The sequence below is a fragment of the Streptomyces spororaveus genome (assembly GCF_016755875.1).
GTDB classification, from domain to species: Bacteria; Actinomycetota; Actinomycetes; order Streptomycetales; family Streptomycetaceae; genus Streptomyces; species Streptomyces spororaveus.
This window is the reverse complement of the sequence record NZ_BNED01000005.1, coordinates 4,367,691-4,385,255: the sequence shown is the minus strand read 5'-3', so window position 1 is coordinate 4,385,255 and position 17,565 is coordinate 4,367,691. Positions and strand designations below refer to the sequence as shown.

At 72.3% G+C, this 17,565-nt stretch carries 16 protein-coding genes; 12 read left to right on the top strand and 4 right to left on the bottom strand.

The features are described from left to right. Genes Sspor_RS22080 through Sspor_RS22045 form a run of 8 tightly spaced genes read left to right on the top strand, consistent with a single transcriptional unit; the run spans position 1 to position 8,139 of the window. Positions 1–1,254, top strand: coding sequence for an ATP-grasp domain-containing protein (locus Sspor_RS22080; protein WP_202200686.1), 1,254 nt, complete (start codon positions 1–3; stop codon positions 1,252–1,254). Then, complete coding sequence (gene ddaH / locus Sspor_RS22075; protein ID WP_202200685.1) at positions 1,247–2,071, top strand: dimethylargininase; 825 nt, start codon at positions 1,247–1,249, stop codon at positions 2,069–2,071. Before Sspor_RS22080 ends, ddaH begins: the two co-directional genes overlap by 8 nt. Then, complete coding sequence (locus Sspor_RS22070) at positions 2,068–2,403, top strand: avidin-fold protein (protein ID WP_202200684.1); 336 nt, start codon at positions 2,068–2,070, stop codon at positions 2,401–2,403. The genes ddaH and Sspor_RS22070 overlap by 4 nt, the downstream gene beginning before the upstream one ends. Beyond that, entirely contained in the window at positions 2,400–4,178 is a 1,779-nt protein-coding gene (locus Sspor_RS22065) for an ABC transporter substrate-binding protein (RefSeq protein ID WP_202200683.1), read from the top strand. The genes Sspor_RS22070 and Sspor_RS22065 overlap by 4 nt, the downstream gene beginning before the upstream one ends. Further along, positions 4,178–4,681: a YbaK/EbsC family protein gene (locus Sspor_RS22060; protein WP_202200682.1), complete on the top strand. Its 504-nt coding sequence runs from the start codon at positions 4,178–4,180 to the stop codon at positions 4,679–4,681. The genes Sspor_RS22065 and Sspor_RS22060 overlap by 1 nt, the downstream gene beginning before the upstream one ends. A gap of 5 nt (positions 4,682–4,686) precedes the next feature. Next, a complete protein-coding gene (locus Sspor_RS22055; RefSeq protein ID WP_202200681.1) occupies positions 4,687–5,949 on the top strand; it encodes an ATP-grasp domain-containing protein in 1,263 nt (420 codons plus the stop codon). 37 nt (positions 5,950–5,986) lie between these two features. Continuing rightward, a complete protein-coding gene (locus Sspor_RS22050; protein ID WP_202200680.1) occupies positions 5,987–7,132 on the top strand; it encodes an NAD(P)/FAD-dependent oxidoreductase in 1,146 nt (381 codons plus the stop codon). 29 nt (positions 7,133–7,161) lie between these two features. Next, positions 7,162–8,139, top strand: a complete 978-nt coding sequence (locus Sspor_RS22045; protein WP_202200679.1) for an MmcQ/YjbR family DNA-binding protein — start codon at positions 7,162–7,164, stop codon at positions 8,137–8,139. A gap of 4 nt (positions 8,140–8,143) precedes the next feature. Here the strand turns inward: Sspor_RS22045 and Sspor_RS22040 are convergent, their stop codons facing one another. Beyond that, entirely contained in the window at positions 8,144–9,640 is a 1,497-nt protein-coding gene (locus Sspor_RS22040; protein ID WP_202200678.1) for an NB-ARC domain-containing protein, read from the bottom strand. Positions 9,641–9,852: 212 nt separating this feature from the next. Here Sspor_RS22040 and Sspor_RS22035 point away from each other — a divergent pair, with 212 nt between their 5' ends. Next, positions 9,853–13,017, top strand: coding sequence for an AfsR/SARP family transcriptional regulator (locus Sspor_RS22035; protein WP_266817282.1), 3,165 nt, complete (start codon positions 9,853–9,855; stop codon positions 13,015–13,017). A gap of 74 nt (positions 13,018–13,091) precedes the next feature. On the opposite strand, the gene Sspor_RS22030 is transcribed toward Sspor_RS22035, so the two are convergent. Both Sspor_RS22030 and Sspor_RS22025 read right to left on the bottom strand, forming a co-directional pair. Then, complete coding sequence (locus Sspor_RS22030; RefSeq protein WP_202200676.1) at positions 13,092–13,274, bottom strand: hypothetical protein; 183 nt, start codon at positions 13,272–13,274, stop codon at positions 13,092–13,094. Between the two features lie 85 nt (positions 13,275–13,359). After that, complete coding sequence (locus Sspor_RS22025) at positions 13,360–14,265, bottom strand: ATP-grasp domain-containing protein (RefSeq protein ID WP_202200675.1); 906 nt, start codon at positions 14,263–14,265, stop codon at positions 13,360–13,362. 198 nt (positions 14,266–14,463) lie between these two features. Here Sspor_RS22025 and Sspor_RS22020 point away from each other — a divergent pair, with 198 nt between their 5' ends. Further along, a complete protein-coding gene (locus Sspor_RS22020) occupies positions 14,464–15,003 on the top strand; it encodes a LysM peptidoglycan-binding domain-containing protein (protein ID WP_237403967.1) in 540 nt (179 codons plus the stop codon). An 87-nt stretch (positions 15,004–15,090) separates the two neighbouring features. Here the strand turns inward: Sspor_RS22020 and Sspor_RS22015 are convergent, their stop codons facing one another. Beyond that, positions 15,091–15,798, bottom strand: a complete 708-nt coding sequence (locus Sspor_RS22015) for a DUF5324 family protein (RefSeq protein ID WP_372499697.1) — start codon at positions 15,796–15,798, stop codon at positions 15,091–15,093. 147 nt (positions 15,799–15,945) lie between these two features. Here Sspor_RS22015 and Sspor_RS22010 point away from each other — a divergent pair, with 147 nt between their 5' ends. Beyond that, complete coding sequence (locus Sspor_RS22010) at positions 15,946–16,473, top strand: peptidylprolyl isomerase (RefSeq protein WP_202203786.1); 528 nt, start codon at positions 15,946–15,948, stop codon at positions 16,471–16,473. Between the two features lie 102 nt (positions 16,474–16,575). Then, entirely contained in the window at positions 16,576–17,454 is an 879-nt protein-coding gene (locus Sspor_RS22005) for a rhomboid family intramembrane serine protease (protein ID WP_202200674.1), read from the top strand. Positions 17,455–17,565: the final 111 nt, after the last annotated feature.

The window sequence follows — 17,565 nt, the reverse complement described above, 5'->3', positions numbered from 1 at the left end:
ATGAAGCTGCTCGCCATCGAGGCCAGCCAGAACGCCACCTACTACATCTCCCGCTACCGGCAGATCGAGGCCCTCGGGGCCGAGGTCCACGTCCTCAACGGCATAGGCACCGAGGACTTCTGGGACGCCGAGCGCTACCGGATCGCCGGCTCCCAGCAGATCGAGGACATCGTCACCGCCGCCAAGGTCTGGCACGCGGAGGAGGAGTTCGAGGGGGTCCTGACCTTCTCGGAGTCCGGGGTCGTCACGGTGGCGGTCGTCGCCGAGGCGCTCGGCCTGCCGAGCATCGGCTTCGAAGCCGCCCGGACCAGCCGTAACAAGCTGCTGATGCGCCAGGCCCACGAGCGCGGCGGCGCGGCGCACCCCGGCTTCCGGTACGCCCCCGACGTCGAGGCCGCCCTGGCGGCCGGTGCGGAGCTCGGCTACCCGCTGATCCTCAAGCCGACCCTGGGCGCCGCCAGCAACTTCGTGTTCAAGGTCGACGACCCCGAGGAGATGCGGGCCCGCTTCGCGGACGCCACCTCGGGCATCGAGACCATGACCTGGGCCCTGATGGAGGCCGACGGACTGGACCTCGGCCCCAACGGGATCATCGTCGAGGGCTACCTTGACGGCCACGAGCACCTCATCGAGGCGCTGGCCTGGGACGACGAGGTGTACCTCGGCTCCATCGTGGACCGGATCACCGTCGAGAGCGGCACCTTCGACGACGACGTCCACCACGCGCCGAGCTCCCTGACCCCCGAGCAGGTCGCCGCGGTCCACGAGGTGGTCCGGGACGCGGCCCACGCCCAGGGACTGCGCCGGTCCGTGCTGCACGCCGAGGTGAGGTTCCACCAGGGCGCGCCCTTCATCCTGGAGATCGCGATCCGGCCCGGCGGCGGCGGTCTCGACCACATGGCGCGCATCAGCGCCGGCCACGACCCCATCCGGTGCGTGTCGGACGTGGCGCGCGGCATCCGGCCGGACGTCTCGCACTACGCGCCGACCGGCGTGCACACGGCCGGGATGTGCCTGATCAGCGGGGCGGGCACGGTCGAGTCCATCGAGGTGCCGGCCGAGGTCGCCGAGGACCCCGACCTGTTCTTCCTCAAGATCACGGCCACGGCGGGCACCGTCATCAAGCGCCCGCCGGCGGGCAACAACATCCTCGGTTTCATCGGCGCCACCGGCACCTCCCTGACGGAGGCGCTGACCACCGCGCACGTCGCGGCCGGCCGCATCCGTACCGAGATGAGGCCGGAGCATGGCTGAGGCCCCGCGGCGCACGGCCACCAAGCGGCACTACCTGATGTGCCGGCCGACCCACTTCGAGGTGACCTACGCGATCAACCCGTGGATGGACCCCGGGAAGCCGATGGACGCCGAGCTGGCGCTGGCCCAGTGGGAGCGGGTCCGCGACCTCTACCTCGGGTTCGGACACGAGGTCTCCTTCATCGACCCGGTCCCGGGCCTGCCGGACATGGTGTTCTCCGCCAACGGCGCCACCGTGGTCGACGGCAAGGTGCTGATCGCCAGGTTCCGCCACGAGGAGCGCGCGGCCGAGGCCGACGCCTACCGGGCCTGGTTCGAGGAGCGCGGGTACACCGGCCTCCGCGTCCCGGAGTACGTCAACGAGGGCGAGGGCGACTTCGCCCCGGCCGGCCGGCGGATCCTGGCCGGTGCGGGATTCCGCAGCGACCCGGGCGCGTTCGAGGAGCTCCGTGCGTTCTTCGGCCTGCCCGTGGTCGGTCTGACCCTGACCGACCCCCGCTTCTACCACCTCGACACCGCCCTGTTCGTCCTCGACGACGACCTGGTGGCGTACTACCCCGCCGCCTTCTCCGAGGAGAGCCGGGAGGAGCTGCGCCGGCTGTACCCGGACGCGATCATCGCCACCCGCGAGGACGCCGACGCCTTCGGACTGAACGCGGTGAGCGACGGCCTGAACGTCGTGGTGACGGAGACCGCCACGCACCTGATCGACGAGCTGCGCGAGCGCGGCTTCGAGCCGCACGGCGTGGACATGTCGGAACTGCTGAAGGCCGGCGGCGCGGTCAAGTGCATCACCCAGGAGATACGACGCCCGTGATCGATTACGACGGCAGAAGTTTCCGCAACACCGGTTACCCGGCGGACGAGGACGCCCCCGTCGGCCACTACCGCCAGGAAGGCGACCTGCTCTGGGCCGACTTCGACGGGGGGCCCGTCCGCCGGGGCTCGCTGAACGGGCGCGTGGAGCCCGACGGGAACCTGGAGTTCGCCTACACGATGGTCCTCGCGGACGGCGAGGTGGTCGCCGGGCGGTGCTGGAGCACCCCCGAGTTCCTGAACGACGGACGGATCCGGCTCAACGAGCGCTGGGAGCGCTACGGAGCCCACGCGGACAGCGGTGAATCCGCACTGGAGGAGGTACCGAGATGACCCCGCCCACCACCCCGCTCCGCGGGGGCAGCGTGACCTGGGCCTGCACCAGCGGCTTCAGCCCGGTCTTCATCTTCCCCTTCACCCCGGGCGAGTACTACGGGGTGGCCAACCTGCACGAGTTCCAGACCCTGATGTACCGCCCGCTGTACTGGTACGGCACCGGCGGCCAGCCGACCGTCGACTACGAGCGCAGCCTCGCCGAGCCCCCGGTGTGGAGCGAGGACGGCCGCACCGCGACGATCACGGTCAAGCCCTACCAGTGGTCGAACGGCGAGAGCGTCAACGCCGACAACGTGATGCTGTGGATGCACCTCCTGGAGGCCGAGAAGGACAGCTTCGGCGGGTACACGCCGGGCTTCTTCCCGGACAACCTCACCGGCTACGAGAAGGTCGCCGAGGACCGGGTCAGCTTCACCTTCGACCGCGCCTACTCGCACAACTGGGTGCTGATGAACCAGTTCAGCACCATCACCCCGCTGCCGAAGGCCTGGGACCGCACCGCCGACGACCGGCCGGCCGACGCCACCCACGACCCGGCGCAGGCCTCCGCGGTCTACGCCTACCTGCGGGCCTGCAACGACGAGCGCAAGAGCTGGGACACCAGCCCCGTCTGGAGTGTGGTCAACGGCCCCTGGAAGCTCAGCAGTTACACCATCGACGGGGTGTCGGGCGACGCCGTCCTCGTGCCGAACGAGAGCTACAGCGGCACCGACAAGCCCTACCTGGACGAGTTCCGGCTGGTGCCCACGGGCTCGGACACCGAGCAGTACGAAATGCTCCGCCGCGGCCCCAAGGCCCTGGACGGCGTGCAGATCGGCTTCCTGCCCTTCGACGAGGTCACCGAGCCGGCCGAGGACCCGCTGGCCGGCGGGCCCAACCCGCTCGGCGAGCACTACGACCTCGTCCCCCAGCTCACTTACAAGATCCATTACTTCCCGATCAACTTCAACAACCCCACCGTCTCCGGAAAGATCTTCAAGCAGCTCTACTTCCGCCAGGCCCTGCAGTCCTGCCTCGACTCCCGCGGCGCCATCCGCGACGTCTACAAGGGCTACGGCTACCCGACCACCGGGCCCATCCCGGCCCTGCCGGACAGCCCGCTGCTCTCTCCCGCCGCGCACGGGGACCCGTACCCCTTCGACGTCGGGGCGGCCCGCGCCTTCCTGACCGAGAACGGCTGGGACACCAGCACCACCCCGGGCACTTGCGTCCGCGAGGGCACCGGCCCCGGAGAGGCGGGCGAGGGCATCCCGGCCGGCACCCCGCTGCGGTTCTCGATGCGCTACGCCCAGGGCCACGAGACCCTGACCGCGGTCATGCGCAAGTTCGCCGCCGACGCCGCGAAGGCCGGCATCGAGATCGTGCTGACCGAGGTCGAGGCGAGCGTCCTGGTCCTGGAGGACACCACCTGCACCCCGGGCCCCGACAGCCCCTGCCTGTGGGAGTTCAGCGACTGGAACGGCGGCTGGGGTTACGGCCCCGGCTTCTACCCGACCGGCGAGGCGCTCTACTCGACCGGCTCGTCGGTGAACTTCGGCAGCTACAGCGACCCGAAGGCGGACGAGCTGATCGCCCGCACCGTGGTCAGCGACGACCTGGCGGACCTGTACGCCTACCAGGACTACATCGCGCAGCAGGTCCCGGTCATCTGGATGCCCAACTTCCCCTTCCGCCTGCTGGAAGTGGCCGAAAACCTGAAGGGCGTGACTCCGATCAACCCCTTCGGACTGATCAACCCCGAGGACTGGCACTACGTCGGCGAGGTGCTCTGATGTACCAGCGCCTGATCGGCCTCCTCGACAGCAGCCGGGCCCGCTACCGGCTGATCGACCACCCGGCCGAGGGCCGGACCGACCTGGCGAGCGTCCTGCGCGGCCACCCGCTGGAGCAGGCCGCCAAGTGCATCGTCGTCCGCGTGAGCATCACCAAGCGGGTCGGCAAGTACGTGCTCGCGGTGGTTCCCGGCGACCGGCAGGTCGACCTGGAGGCGGTCGGCGCCCTGTTCGGCGGCGGGCGGACGGCCTTCGCCACGCCCGAGATCGCCGAGCGCCTGGCCGGCAGCGTCTGCGGCACGGTGATGCCGCTCAGCTTCCACCCCGATCTGCACCTCGTCGTCGACGAGGGCCTGATCCTCACCGAAGAGATCTACTTCAACGCGGCCCGCCTGGACCGTTCCGTGGCCCTTTCCACCCCCGACTACCTGGCCCTCGCCCAGCCGCAGCTCGCGGCGATCGCGACGGCCGGCGACCGGGTCCTGACCCACTCCGCGAGGTGACGACGATGACCGACGACTCCAACCCGACCGATGACGGCGTGGTGATCCTGGTCGGCAGCGGACAGCGCGCCTACCGCGAGTACCTGCTCGCCGGCGCCGCCCGGCGCCGCCCGATCTGGATCCTGGACGCCGCCGAGCCGACCTGGCAGCAGGAGTACGTACTCGGTTCCACCACGGTGGAACTGCTCGACCGCGCCCGCCTGGTCCCCGACACGGAGGGCCTGATCAAGGCCGCCGAGGCGGTGGCCGCCGAGCACCGCGTGGTGGGCGTGTTCAGCTACGACGAGACGCTCGTGGTGACCACCGCCCTCATCGCCGAGCGGCTCGGACTGCCCGGGCTCACCTCACGTGGCGCCGACAACTGCCGCAACAAGCACAACACCCGGCAGCTGCTGACCGCCGCCGGACTGCCCCAGCCGCGCTTCGCCTACGTGACCGACGCCGGGACGGCCCTCGCCACCGCCGACTCCTTCGGCTACCCGGTCGTCCTCAAGCCCCGCGGCATGGGCGCGAGCATCGGTGTCATCCGGGTCGACGGCCCGGAGGGCATCCGCGAGGCCTTCGAGGTCGCCGACGCCGCCGGCCGCGGCGGCAACAGCGACTACGAGGGCGGGGTGCTGGTCGAGGAGTGCGTCATGGGCCCCGAGATCAGCATCGACGGGGCGGTCTTCGACGGCGCCTGGACCCCGCTCTTCCTCGCGCACAAGGAAGTGGGCCTCGCGCCCTACTTCGAGGAGACCGGCCACGTGGTCAGCGCCACCGACCCGCTCCTCGCCGACGAGGAACTGCTGGGCGTCCTGCGGGACGCCCACCGCGAACTGGGCATCGGCTACGGGATCACGCACACCGAGGTGAAGCTGACCGGCCGCGGCCCGGTGATCATCGAGGTGAACGCCCGCCTCGGCGGCGACCTCATCCCCTACCTCGGCAGCCTCGCCACCGGCGTGCAGCCCGGGGAGATCGCCGCGGACCTGGCGGCGGGCGTCCGCCCCGAGTGGACCCCGGCCGAGTCCCGCACCGTGGGGATCCGCTTCCTGTACCCGCCGGAGAACGGCACGGTCCGCTCGGTCGACGTACCCGCCCCCGCGGACGTACCGGGCCTGCTGGAGACCAACGTGATGGTCGCGCCCGGGGCGACGCTGCTGCTGCCGCCCGAGGGCTACCTCAGCCGCTACGCCAACCTGATCTGCGCCGGCGAGTCCTTCCCGGGCTGCGAGGAGTCCCTCGCCAAAGCGGCCGCACTGACCACGATCGTCCTCGCCGGCTGACCCCGCCGGCTCAACGAGAACTGAAGGGAGGTGTGTGATGTCGACAAGGGTGACGGTCGTGGGCGGCGGAGTGATCGCCCTGCTCACGGCGGTCGAGTGCGTGCTCGACGGACACAAGGTCACGGTGGTGGACCAAGGCCCCATCCCGCACAGCAGAGCCACCTCTTTCGACCAGCACCGGATCCTGCGGGCCCTGCATCCGGCGGACCCGCCGGCCACGGCGGCCGCGCTGCGCGCGCACCGCCGCTGGGTCGAACTGGAAGAGCTGTTCCTGACGCGGTTCTACGAGCAGGTCGGCTCCCTCACCGTCCTGCCGCCCGCGGCCGCGGCCGACGCGGCGGCGATGCTCGCCGACGCCGGCGGCCACGCCAGGGAACTGACGGCGGCCGGCCTGGCCGACCGCTATCCGCACCTGCACGTGGGCGGCGGCCTCGGCGCGGTACTGGAGGACGAGGCGGGCGTACTGCTCGCCGAACGGGTCCTCGCCGCCTGTGTCGGCTGGCTGAAGTGGCAGCGGGGCATCGAGCTGATCGAGCACCGGGCCGTGACCGCCGTCGACGGCGAGAGCGGCAGCGTACGGCTGGTGGACGGACGGGTACTGCGCAGCGACGCGGTCCTGGTGGCCGTCGGGCCCTGGTCGCGGGACCTGCTGCCGCGAAGCGTCTCCGAGCGGCTGACCCTGTACCGCCAGTCCCTCCTCTACTGCCGGGTGCCCCGGCACCAGTCGCAGGCGTGGGCGGCCACCCCGGCCGTACCGGCCCTCGGCACCGCGGGCGGAGCGTGGCTGATCCCGCCGGTGGCGGGCACGGCGCTCAAACTCACCTCGGCCACCGCCTGCCGGGTGGCGGACGCGATCACCGACTACGCGACCGACCCGTACTGGCAGCGCAAGCTGGAGAAGGAGTTCGGGGACATCCTCCCCGGCTTCGGCCCGGCCTGGGTGACCGCGGCCAAGGACGCCTACTACTCGGCGTTCGCGCCGACCGGCGGCCCACTGCTGGTCGCCCTCGGCGGCGCGGGATTCGCGTACGCGGCCTGCGGTGGCACATCCTTCAAGTTCGCGCCGCTCATCGCGCGGTCGCTGGCCGACCGGCTGATCGGCAGGACTCCGTCGCTGATCGGCCTCGGTGCCCTCGACGGGCCACCGCTGGACGTCCACACCCCGCAGCTCGCGGGTCTGTGAGCGGCGGCCGGAAGCGCAGGGAGCGGGCAGTGGCAACGGTGGACGACGTACGGCGGCTCGCGCTGAGCCTGCCGAGGACCGAGGAGCACCTGATCCGGGACCGGGTGAAGTTCCGGATCGGCAGGATCGTCTATCTCGCCCTGTCCCGGGACGAGAGCGAACTGGGCTTCGCCTTCCCCAAGGAGGAGCGGGCGGCGCTCGTCGCCGCCGAGCCGGAGAAGTTCTTCCTGCCCCGCGCATCCGATCTGCGTTTCCACTGGGTGGAGGCCCGCCTGGCGGCCCTGGAGACGGACGAGCTGACGGAGCTGGTCACCGAGGCGTGGCGGATGGTGGTGCCCGCCAAGGTCGCCCGCGCCCATCTGGATCCGCCGGCCGCGCCGCCGCCCGCGCCGTCCCTGGCCGAACTGCGCGCCTCGGCCGAGGTGTTCAACGGCTTCGCGGGCGTGGACCGGAGCTGGTGGGCGCTGCGCGAGGAGACCGGCGGCGCCCTCGACCTCTCGCTCGCAGCCCACCGCACGGCCCTGCACCGCTGGCTGAACTCCTGGGGCTGCCGCATCCGTTACCCGCGCGAGGGCGAGCCCGACACCCTGGACGCGGGACTGGCGGCCTGGTGGGAGCGGCACGCCCTGGCGCACGCCCCGCTGGCCCGGCTCACCCCGCGGGAGATCTCCCGGTTCGCCGCCGCCTACGAGGAGCTGGCGGCGCTGCCGGTCGGCCGGCGCAGCCTCGGCCCGACCGCCGCGGCCAAGGCCCTGTACGCACTGCGGCCCGACTCGGTCATGCCGTGGGACGCGGCCATCGCGCAGCGGCTGCACGGGGTACGGGACGGGGCCGCCTTCGCCCGTCACCTGGTGCTCGGCCGGAGCTGGGCGCGTGCGGCGCTGGAGGAGGGCGGAGGCCTGGACGAGGCCGCGCTGTGCGCCGAGATCGGCCGGCCCGGGGTGTCGCTCGCCAAGGTCCTCGACGAGCACCTCTACGTCACCCTCACCTACCGGGCCGCTTCCTAGGGGGCTACCTCGGCCGCGGTGCGTGCGCCTGGCCGCGCGGCGAGGCCGGGGCGGGGGCCGGGTCCTCCTCCGTGGGGTCCGGCTGCGTCAGCGCGTACGCCCGGGCCATCGGCGTCAGCCCGTACTGCCCCGGCAGGTCGGAGTGGTCGAGCAGCCCCGCGTCGAGGAGCCGTTCGAGGAGGTCCTCCACGGGCTGCGCGGACCGCTCGACCAGCATGGCGAGCGCGTCGGCGGACTCGTACACCACGTTGTCCACGGAGGGCGGGTTGTCGGAGCCGGCGAACTGGCGCAGCATCAGGCGGGCCCACGGGGTGAGCAGCCGGTAGGCGCTGTCGAGGCGGTTGCTCAGCGCGTCGTCACCGATCTGCAGCCGGGCCAGGAAGCGGCCGGGTGCCCGCTGCCCTTCGCGCCCGCCGGGTCCGCCGGGTGCGCCCGGTCCGCCGGGGACATCGCCGAGCAGCTCGGACACGGAGTCCTGGAGCATCCACTCGGGGCGGGCCGCGAGGCGCCGGCCGGCCAGGTTGAGCGCCAGCGGCAGGTCCCCGCAGGCGTCGGCGAGACGCAGGCAGGCGCGCGGCTCGGTACCGACCCGGTCGCCGCCGAGCAGCTGGGCGAGCAGCTCCATCGACTCGTCGCGGTCCAGTGCGGGGAGCCGGATCCGGCCAATTCCGTCGAGGCCCAGTAGACGCGATCGACTGGTGATGATGATGCGGCTCTCGGGCGCCGCGATGAGAAGTTCCCGGATCTGGCGCTCGTGCTGGACGCCGTCGAGCACCACGAGCAGCCGCCGCCGGTTGAGGAGCGAACGGTACAGGCCAATTCTCTGACCGGGATCGTTCGGGATCCGGTCGGCGGGGATGCCGAGCGCCTCCAGGAAACCGCCCGCGATTCCGGCGGCGTCCTTGCGTCCGTCCGCGGCCGGGTCGAGGTTCGCGTAGAGCTGCCCGTCGGGCAGGTTCACGGCCAGTTCGTGGGCCAGCCGCAGGGCGAAGGCCGTCTTGCCCACACCCACCTGACCGCTGATCACCAAGGGCGCCGCGGGGCGCTGTCCGCCGTACGAGGGGGCCGTCAGGGCCCGGGCGCGCTGGAGCAGCTCACGCCGTCCCACCAGGGGGTGAGCCTCCATCGGCAGCTGTGAGGGCGGCGGCAGCACGGCGCGCACCTCGGCCGCGCGCAGCTCGTTCTCCTGGTGCTGCTGCACGGCTTTGACCGCCGGGCGGGCCGCTCCGTCGTCTCCGTCGGCGCGCGCCGCCTCGTGCCAGCGGCGCTCCCAGGTGGCGCGGTCACCGCCGCAGGCCTCGGCGAAGGCGAGGGCCACCTGAAGCGTCGGGAGGCGGTAGCCGGCGGCCGCGTCGGAGAGCACGGACGCGGAGAACATGGCACGGGTGGCCATGTCGCGGTAGCCGGGACTGCCGGCCGCGGTCCGCAGCCTGCGCAACTCCCGGGCGAACGCGGTGACTGGTCCGGCATCGGGGGCCAGGGGTCTCTCCAGTCTTCCCACAGCGTGCTCCTTCGGTACTCGCTCGGTGTGCCGCCTGCTCCGGGCCGCCCATGAACTGTCCGTGTCGCCCTTCCTGATCTGCTACCGGATGCTTACCGCGTGCAAGGGGTAACCCCTATGATCCGGTTGACATGGCCTGGCCAGGGGCCTTGTTCTTTGGGGGTGGATGTCCGATGCCGGGGGCGGATGCGGAATCCGGGGAGAGACGAAGCGTGGATCCTGCGGGGGGCAGGCTGCGCTTCAACGTGCTCGGATCGCTTGAGGGATGGATCGGCGAGGTACGGCTGAGGCTGGGGGGAGCGATCCAGGAACGGGTCCTGTGCATGTTGCTGCTCGAAGCCGGCCGGGTGGTGCCCGTGGCCCGGCTGGTCGAGGCGACCTGGGAGAAGGACCCGCCGGTGACCGCGGCGCACCAGGTCCGCAAGGCCGTCGCCGACCTGCGGCGGCGCATCCCCACCGGCACCGAGGTGATCGCCACCGACGGGCCGGGATACCGCGTGGTGGTGGCGGACGGCCAGGTCGACCTCCTGGAGTTCGACGCCCTGACCAGGGCGGCGGGCCGGGCCCTGCGGGAAGGCGGACGGTCCGCGGCCGCCGAGGCACTGCGGGCCGCTCTCGCGCTGTGGCGGGGGCCGGTCCTGTCCGGCACCGGCGGACCGGTGATCGAGGCCGCGGCGACCGCGCTGGACGAGCGCCGGCTGGCCGCCGCCGAGCAGTTCTTCGACCTGTGCCTCGCGCTCGGCGAGAGCGGCGAGCTCATCTCGGGCCTGCGTGCCCTGATCACGCAGCACCCGCTGCGGGAGACGCTGCGCGGCCAGCTGATGCTCGCCCTGTACCGCTCCGGGCGGCAGGCCGAGGCGCTCAAGGAGTACGGCGAGGTCCGCGAGCTGCTCGTGGACGAGCTCGGGATCGACCCGGGACCCCGGCTGGCCAGGCTGTACGAGGCGATCCTGCGGGACAGCCCGGAGCTGGCCGCGCCCGAGCGGCCGGCGCCGGCGGCCGTGGCGCCCGTACGTCCGGTGCCCGAGGCGGTGCCCGTGGAGCCGGTTCCCGAACCGGCCGCTGCCGTGGCCGCGGTGTCCGAGGCCGCGGCCCCCGAGGAGCCGGCCGGCACGGAGGCGGACCGGGAGGGGGAACCGGGAACGCGCGCCGCGACCGCCGTCGCCCCGTGCACCCTGCCGTACGACCTGCCCGACTTCACCGGCCGCGCCAAGGAGCTGGCCGAGCTCTTCGACTACGTGCAGGACGAGGGCCGGGGCGGCGAACGGTTCGCCCGGATCGTGGCCGTCGACGGCATGGGCGGCATGGGCAAGACCACCCTGGCGGTGCGTGCCGCGCACCGGCTGGCCGGCCGGTATCCCGACGGGCAGCTCCACATCGACCTGCACGGATTCACCCCGGGCCGCGAGCCGGTGACGCCCGCCGCCGCGCTCGACGGCCTGCTGCGGACCCTCGGGACCCCGGGCGACCGGATTCCCGAGGACCTGGAGGGACGCACCGCCCTGTGGCGGTCGAAGCTGGACGGCCGGCGGATGCTGCTCCTGTTCGACAACGCGGTCGACGCGGCGCAGATCAAGCCGCTGCTGCCGGCCTCGCCCGGCTGTCTGGCCCTGATCACCAGCCGTGGACGGCTGCTGGACCTCGACGGAGTCGAGTGGGTGTCCATCGGGATGATGGAGCCCGAGGACAGCACCAGCCTGATGGCGGAGACCCTCGGTACGACCCGGGTGGCCGCCGAGCCGGCGGCCTCCGCCGAACTGGCCGAGCTGTGCGGGCACCTGCCGCTGGCGCTGCGCATCGCGACGGCCCGGCTGCGCAACAGGCCGCGCTGGACGGTGCGTTACCTGGTCGAGCGGCTGCGTGACGAGAAGCGCCGGATGGACGAGCTGAGTTCGGGCGAGCGCAGCGTCGCGGCGACCCTTCGCCTGTCCTACCTGGCGATGGACGAGGAGTACCGCACCGCGTTCCGCATCCTCAGTCTGTACCCGTGCGCCGGTACCGACGTGCATTCGGCGGCCGCGCTCCTCGGTACGACCGTCCAGGACGCCGAGGACGCCCTGGAGTTCCTGCTCGACGTCCATCTGGTCCAGCAGCCCGACATCGGCCTCTACACCTTCCACGACCTGGTGCGCAGTTTCGCCCAGAGCCTGCGGGGACCGGCCACGGCGGACGACGACGCCGCGGCCGTCGAGCGGCTGCTCGGCTACTACCTGACGGCGTCGGACACGGCCTGCGAGGTGCTGTTCCCCGGACGGGAGCGCAGACCCAACGGCATCGCGCCCTACCGGGGCGAGCTGCCGTCCCTCAGGGACGCCGAGCAGGCCGTACGGTGGTTCGACCGCGAGCAGGCGGGACTGCTGGCGGCCGTGTCGCTCGCCGAGCGGTGCGGCCACGACCGGTACACGGCCTGCCTGAGCCGCAATGTGGGCTTCCACCTGCACACCCACGGAAAGCTCGACGAGTTCTGGAGCGTCGGGCACATCGCGGTCGCGGCCGCCCGCCGGCTCGACGATCCGGCGCTCCTCGGCATCAGCCTGGCCAATCTGGGTGCGGCCTGCTGGAAGCTGGGCCGCTTCGAGGAAGGGCTGGAGGTGGCCACGGAGGCACGCGACACGGCCGTCCGGGCCGGGGACCGGCACACCGAGGCGCACAGCGAATCGACGCTGGGGCTGCTGCTGTCGATGCTCGGGCGGTACGAGGAGGCCCTTCCCCTCCTGGAGCGTTCCGTGGCCGTGGCCCGGGAACTGGGCAATCTGCGTGCGGAGTCGGAGAGCCTGACCACCCTCAGCACGCTGTTCGAGCGGTGGGGCCGCTATCCGGAGGCGGCCGCGGCCGCCCGCCGGGCGATCGAGATCGACCGCGACCTCGGATACCGCGGCAACGAGATCGTGGCTCTGACCGACCTGGCCTTCGCGCTGGTGGGCCTCGGTGCGTACCCGGACGCGGACGCCGCCCTCAAGCGCGCCCGCGACCTGTGCGACGAGGCCCGGTCGCCCGGCGACGTCGCCCTGGTGCTCGCGCTGTCCGCCCGGGTCGCGCACGAGCGGGGCGACGGCCCGCAGGCGCGCGCCTTCGCCGAGCGCTCCCTGGCCCTCGGCCGCACCAGTGGTGCGCCGATCCGGCTCGCCAAGGTCGAGAACGTCCTCGGCCGGCTCCACCTGCTGTGGGGGGAGCACGAGGTGGCGCTGGCCCTGCACGCCCACGCGCACAAGCTCGCGGAGCCGATGAGCTTCCGCGCCGAGGAGGCGTCCGCACTGGTGGGCATGGTCCAGGCGGCCGAGGCGCTCGGGGACCTCCCGGCCGCGGCCGGGCACCGCGCGGCCGCCGAGGAGTTATTCGACTACATGGGTCTGCCGGCGCACCGCCGGACGTACTGACCGCGCACGCGGAAGTGCCCCGCACCGGGATCCGGTGCGGGGCACTTCGCCGTCGTGCGGGGCAAGCGGCCGTGCTACCGGCGGGACGGGAACGGGGAGGGGGCGGGGGAGGCGACACCCGGACCCTTGTCGTCCGCCAGCACCTGGTGGCCGGAGGGCCGGTCGGCGTCCACCGGGCCGCTGCCGACCGTCACGCCGACTCCGATCGCCAGAGCCGCCGCGATGATCCCGATCAGGCCGGCCAGCTTGCTGCGCATGTGGTGAACCCCCTGGTGTGTACCCGGTGCGGCCCCCGTGTGGTGCGGTGGCCGCTCTCGACAGACCAAAGACTGGCCGAGGCCCTTACCGGTCCGTTCCCCTCTCGTTACCGCCCGTGGCCGTGCTGAGGGAACCGCCGTTCCCGGCCCGTTCCCGGTCCGGTTCCCGGGCCGCCGCGATACGCGATCCCCGCGCGCCGACCAGGACATCGGTCCGCGTGGTGCCCGATTCGTACCCGGCCAGATCCAGCAGGGCCCGTACCGTCGCGCGGATCCCGGCCTGCTGCGCGTCGTGGAGCGGCTCGGCCGTTCCCTCGGGGGCGATGTCGGCGACCAGGTGCATACCGTCGACGGTCAGCGTCTCCACCCTGAACTTGGCCCCTGTCAGGAGCTCTTCCACGAGATAGGGGGCCGAGTGCCGTGTGGCGACCGCCTGTTCGGCCCACCGGTCGAGCGCGGGCCGGTCGTGCACCGGTACGGTCCACCAACACCCGGATCCGTCCGCCGACTTGATGACGACCGGCAGGGGGAATCCCTCCGCCAGCGAACACGCCTCGGTGACGGTCAGGGCCTCATGGGCGCGCACGGCCGAGGTCCGGCTCTCGTTGAGTATCCGCCGGATCGTCACGGCGTCCGGCAGTCCGCGAGCCGGCTTCCCGCGGTTCGCGGACAGCTCCCGCAGCACCTTCTCGGCGGCCTCCGCGGCCCCGCTGCCGAGACCCTTCTCGAGATCGCTCGCGAGGTAGAGGACCTGCCCGATCCCGTGTTCGAGGACCGTGTCCGTCAGCAGGGCGCGCAGTGCGGCCGTGTCATCGAAGTCCACCCGCAGGAGGCGCTGTGGGGGCAGCTCCGCGGGAAGCCGGGCGTCCGGGGGGTGGGGCCCGGGATCGGACACCACCCAGACGTCCAGGCCCGCCACGATCGCGGCGCTCACGAGCCCGGGTCCGGGCCGAACCAGCAGAACCCGTTCCGCGGTCTGTCTGATGATCACAGAATTCTCCTCCATCGTGTCGCACGATCGTGCTGGCGGGCCTTCCCGGTCCGTTCCCGCCGTGTTCCCGGCCGGCCGGGGCGACCGGTCGGCGCGTCCCCCGGACGGCCCCGTCGCTGGGCCTCGGGAGGCCCGGTGCAGGACAGTGGGAGGAGGGAACGATCCCAGGGGGAACCATCACGCCGGAGGCGTACAGACATGGGACTCTTCGACTTCCTGAAGTCCGACAAGAAGAAGGCGCACGACGCCGCCGACCAGGCGAAGGAGCAGGTGCAGCAGCAGGCGGCCGAGACCGGGAGGCCTCGCGCCGGTTCGGCGGCCGACGCCGCTTCGGCCACCCGGGCCGCCGCCGAGCGGATGGCGGCGGCCGCGCCGCCCAGGCCCGCCCCCGCGAAGCCGACCCCCACGTCCGCCGCGCACAAGGCGGTGCCGGCCCCTCCCCGGCCGAGCGTGATGCCGAAGCCCGGGGCCTCCTCCGCCGTGCCGGGCGCCATGCACACGCCCACCCCGCACTCCGCCGCGCACAAGGCGGTGCCGGCGGCGCCGATGCCCAAGCCCGCGCCCGCCGCGAAGAAGCGCACGTACACCGTCAAGCCCGGTGACTCGCTCTCCGCGATCGCCCGTCAGGAGCTGGGCAACGAGGCCCGCTGGCGTGAGCTCTACGCGATGAACAAGGGCGTCGTCGGCCCCAGCCCGGATCTTCTGCGGCCGGGCACGGTCCTCACCCTCCCCGGCTGACGGCCGGGCGGGGAAGCGGCGGGAGGCGCACGAAGGAAGGGGCCCGGATCCTGGTGACAGGATCCGGGCCCCTTCCTCGTGCGCCGTTCAGAGCTGCTTGCCGTCCGGGCCCCCGTCCGCCTCGCGCTCCTTCTCCGCCAGCTCGTCGTCGAAACTGGCCGGCGCCGCGTCGCGCCCCGACAGCTCGGTGGCCGCGGGCGGTTCGACGAGCCAGTCCGGATTCGACTGCTGGTCCCACCAGCGCCACGCCGCGTAGGCGGCGCACGCCAGTACGCCGACGAGCGCGACGCCGCGCAGGATCTTCCCGTTGCGCTCGCGCCGTTGGTGGCGCCGGACGAGCTTGTGCACTTCCTTGGCCGTCACCTGGCCGCGCAGCGCGGCGAGGGCGGCCGTCGACCGGGACGCGGCCTCCTCGGCCACCGGTGTGGCGGCCGCGATCGCGCTCTCGATCTTCGGCTGGGTGTATTCGGCGGCCATCAGCGCCGCCCGGCGCGCCTGGACCGCCGCCCGGTCGACGGGGGGCGGCACATGGGCCCGCGCCGCCTTGAGCCGGGGATGCAGATGGCAGTCGTAGGTCGAACGGGCGTGCTGCGCAGCGCTGGTCGCCGCGTACGACACCTTGGGTGCCAGCCGCTCGTTCGCTTCCTGGGCGTAGTGCACCGCGGCTTCCCTGGCGGATTCCGCGTACGGTGCCACCACTTCCGTCGCGTGTCGCACACTCTCCCTGGCGCTCTCGGCTGCCAGGCGCATGCTCTCCTTGCCGGTCACGGGATCCTCCTCCTCGGTGGCGGACACAGTTCACCTTTCCACCCTTTGTCGGATCATGCCTGCCATATCGCTGACAGGCATGTGTGACAGGGCATACGGGTGGAGGATTTCAGTGCCGCGGAGCGCTCCGTGCGACCATCTGGACCGACAGTGATGACTATGGAAGGCAGATCCGTGGCCGAGAAGCTCTACGCCACCCTGAAGACGACCCACGGCGACATCGAGATCGAGCTGCTGGAGAACTTCGCGCCGAAGACCGTCAGGAACTTCGTCGAGCTCGCCACGGGCGCCCGCGAATGGACCCGTCCCACCGACGGTCAGAAGACCACGGACCCGCTGTACGACGGCACCGTCTTCCACCGCGTCATCAGCGGCTTCATGATCCAGGGCGGCGACCCGCTCGGCAACGGCACCGGCGGCCCCGGCTACCGGTTCGCGGACGAGTTCCACCCCGACCTGGCCTTCACCAAGCCCTTCCTGCTCGCCATGGCCAACGCGGGCCCGGGCACCAACGGCTCGCAGTTCTTCATCACCGTCGCGCCCACCGCCTGGCTGACCCGCAAGCACACCATCTTCGGCGAGGTCACCGACCCGGCCAGCCAGAAGGTCGTGCAGGCCATCGCCGGCAGCCAGACCAACCCGCGCACCGAGCGCCCCCTGGACGACGTGATCATCCAGTCCGTGGTCGTCGAGAAGCGCTGACGCCCGGGACGCCCGGGAACCTTTGGGCCCTGCCCGTCCGTACTGGATACGTACCGGACCGGCGGGGCGCCCCCCTGCCTCGCGAGCCGACCGAGGGAACCGATGGACACCGACCGTCTGCCGGGCTGCTACCGCCACCCGGACCGCGACACGGGGATCCGCTGCACCCGCTGCGAGCGCCCCATCTGCCCCGAGTGCATGATCAGCGCCTCGGTCGGCTTCCAGTGCCCCGAGTGCGTCCGCGCCGGCTCCGGCACCGGGCACCGCCCGGCCGCGAACGCGCCGCGTACCGTCGCGGGCGGGACGGTCGCCGCGGATCCCCACCTGATCACCAAGATCCTCATCGGGATCAACGTCCTGGTGTTCCTCGCGATGCTCGCCGACCCGGCGCTCGCGGTCCAGCTGGAGCTGATCGGCGGCCGGTACCGGGAGTACCCCGGCGGCCCCGTCCACGGAGTGGCCGCGGGCGAGTACCACCGCCTGCTGACCTCGGTGTTCCTGCACGTCCAGTGGTGGCACGTGATCGGCAACATGATCGGTCTGTGGGTCATCGGCGGTCCGCTGGAAGCGGCGCTGGGCCGGGTCCGCTATCTCGCGGTGTTCCTGCTCTCGGGCCTCGGCGGCAGCGCGCTCGTCTATCTGCTGAGCGAGCCGTACGTCCCGACCCTCGGCGCGTCCGGCGCCGTCTTCGGACTGCTGGGCGCCACCGTCGTCCTGGCGAAGCGGCTGCGCTACGAGATGCGGCCGGTGATCGTCATGGTCGTGCTGATGCTGCTGCTGACCTTCGTACCGCTCGGTGGCGCGCTCACGGTGTCCTGGCAGGCCCATGTGGGTGGCCTGGTCACCGGAGCGCTGGTGGGTCTGGGCATGCTCATGCCCGCCGCCGGCCGGAATCGCGCACTCGTCCAGTGGGGTACCTGTGCGGTGGCTTTCCTGCTGGTCGCGGCCCTTGTTCTGGTCCGCACCGCGGAACTCACCTGATCACACCGGCGTCAACTCTCCACAGAGTTATCCACAGATCTTCTGTCTTTTCCTCAGGTGTGGATGACGCTGTGGATAACTCATGGGGAGAGCTTCCCTCAGGGGCTTTCG

Bases quoted from the DNA above. Each gene is read 5' to 3' on its own strand.
- Sspor_RS22080 (WP_202200686.1), top strand. From the start codon at position 1: ATGAAGCTGCTCGCCATCGAGGCCAGCCAGAACGCCACCTACTACATC.
- ddaH (WP_202200685.1), top strand. From the start codon at position 1,247: ATGGCTGAGGCCCCGCGGCGCACGGCCACCAAGCGGCACTACCTGATG.
- Sspor_RS22065 (WP_202200683.1), top strand. From the start codon at position 2,400: ATGACCCCGCCCACCACCCCGCTCCGCGGGGGCAGCGTGACCTGGGCC.
- Sspor_RS22060 (WP_202200682.1), top strand. From the start codon at position 4,178: ATGTACCAGCGCCTGATCGGCCTCCTCGACAGCAGCCGGGCCCGCTAC.
- Sspor_RS22055 (WP_202200681.1), top strand. From the start codon at position 4,687: ATGACCGACGACTCCAACCCGACCGATGACGGCGTGGTGATCCTGGTC.
- Sspor_RS22050 (WP_202200680.1), top strand. From the start codon at position 5,987: ATGTCGACAAGGGTGACGGTCGTGGGCGGCGGAGTGATCGCCCTGCTC.
- Sspor_RS22030 (WP_202200676.1), bottom strand. From the start codon at position 13,274: ATGCGCAGCAAGCTGGCCGGCCTGATCGGGATCATCGCGGCGGCTCTG.
- Sspor_RS22020 (WP_237403967.1), top strand. From the start codon at position 14,464: ATGGGACTCTTCGACTTCCTGAAGTCCGACAAGAAGAAGGCGCACGAC.
- Sspor_RS22005 (WP_202200674.1), top strand. From the start codon at position 16,576: ATGGACACCGACCGTCTGCCGGGCTGCTACCGCCACCCGGACCGCGAC.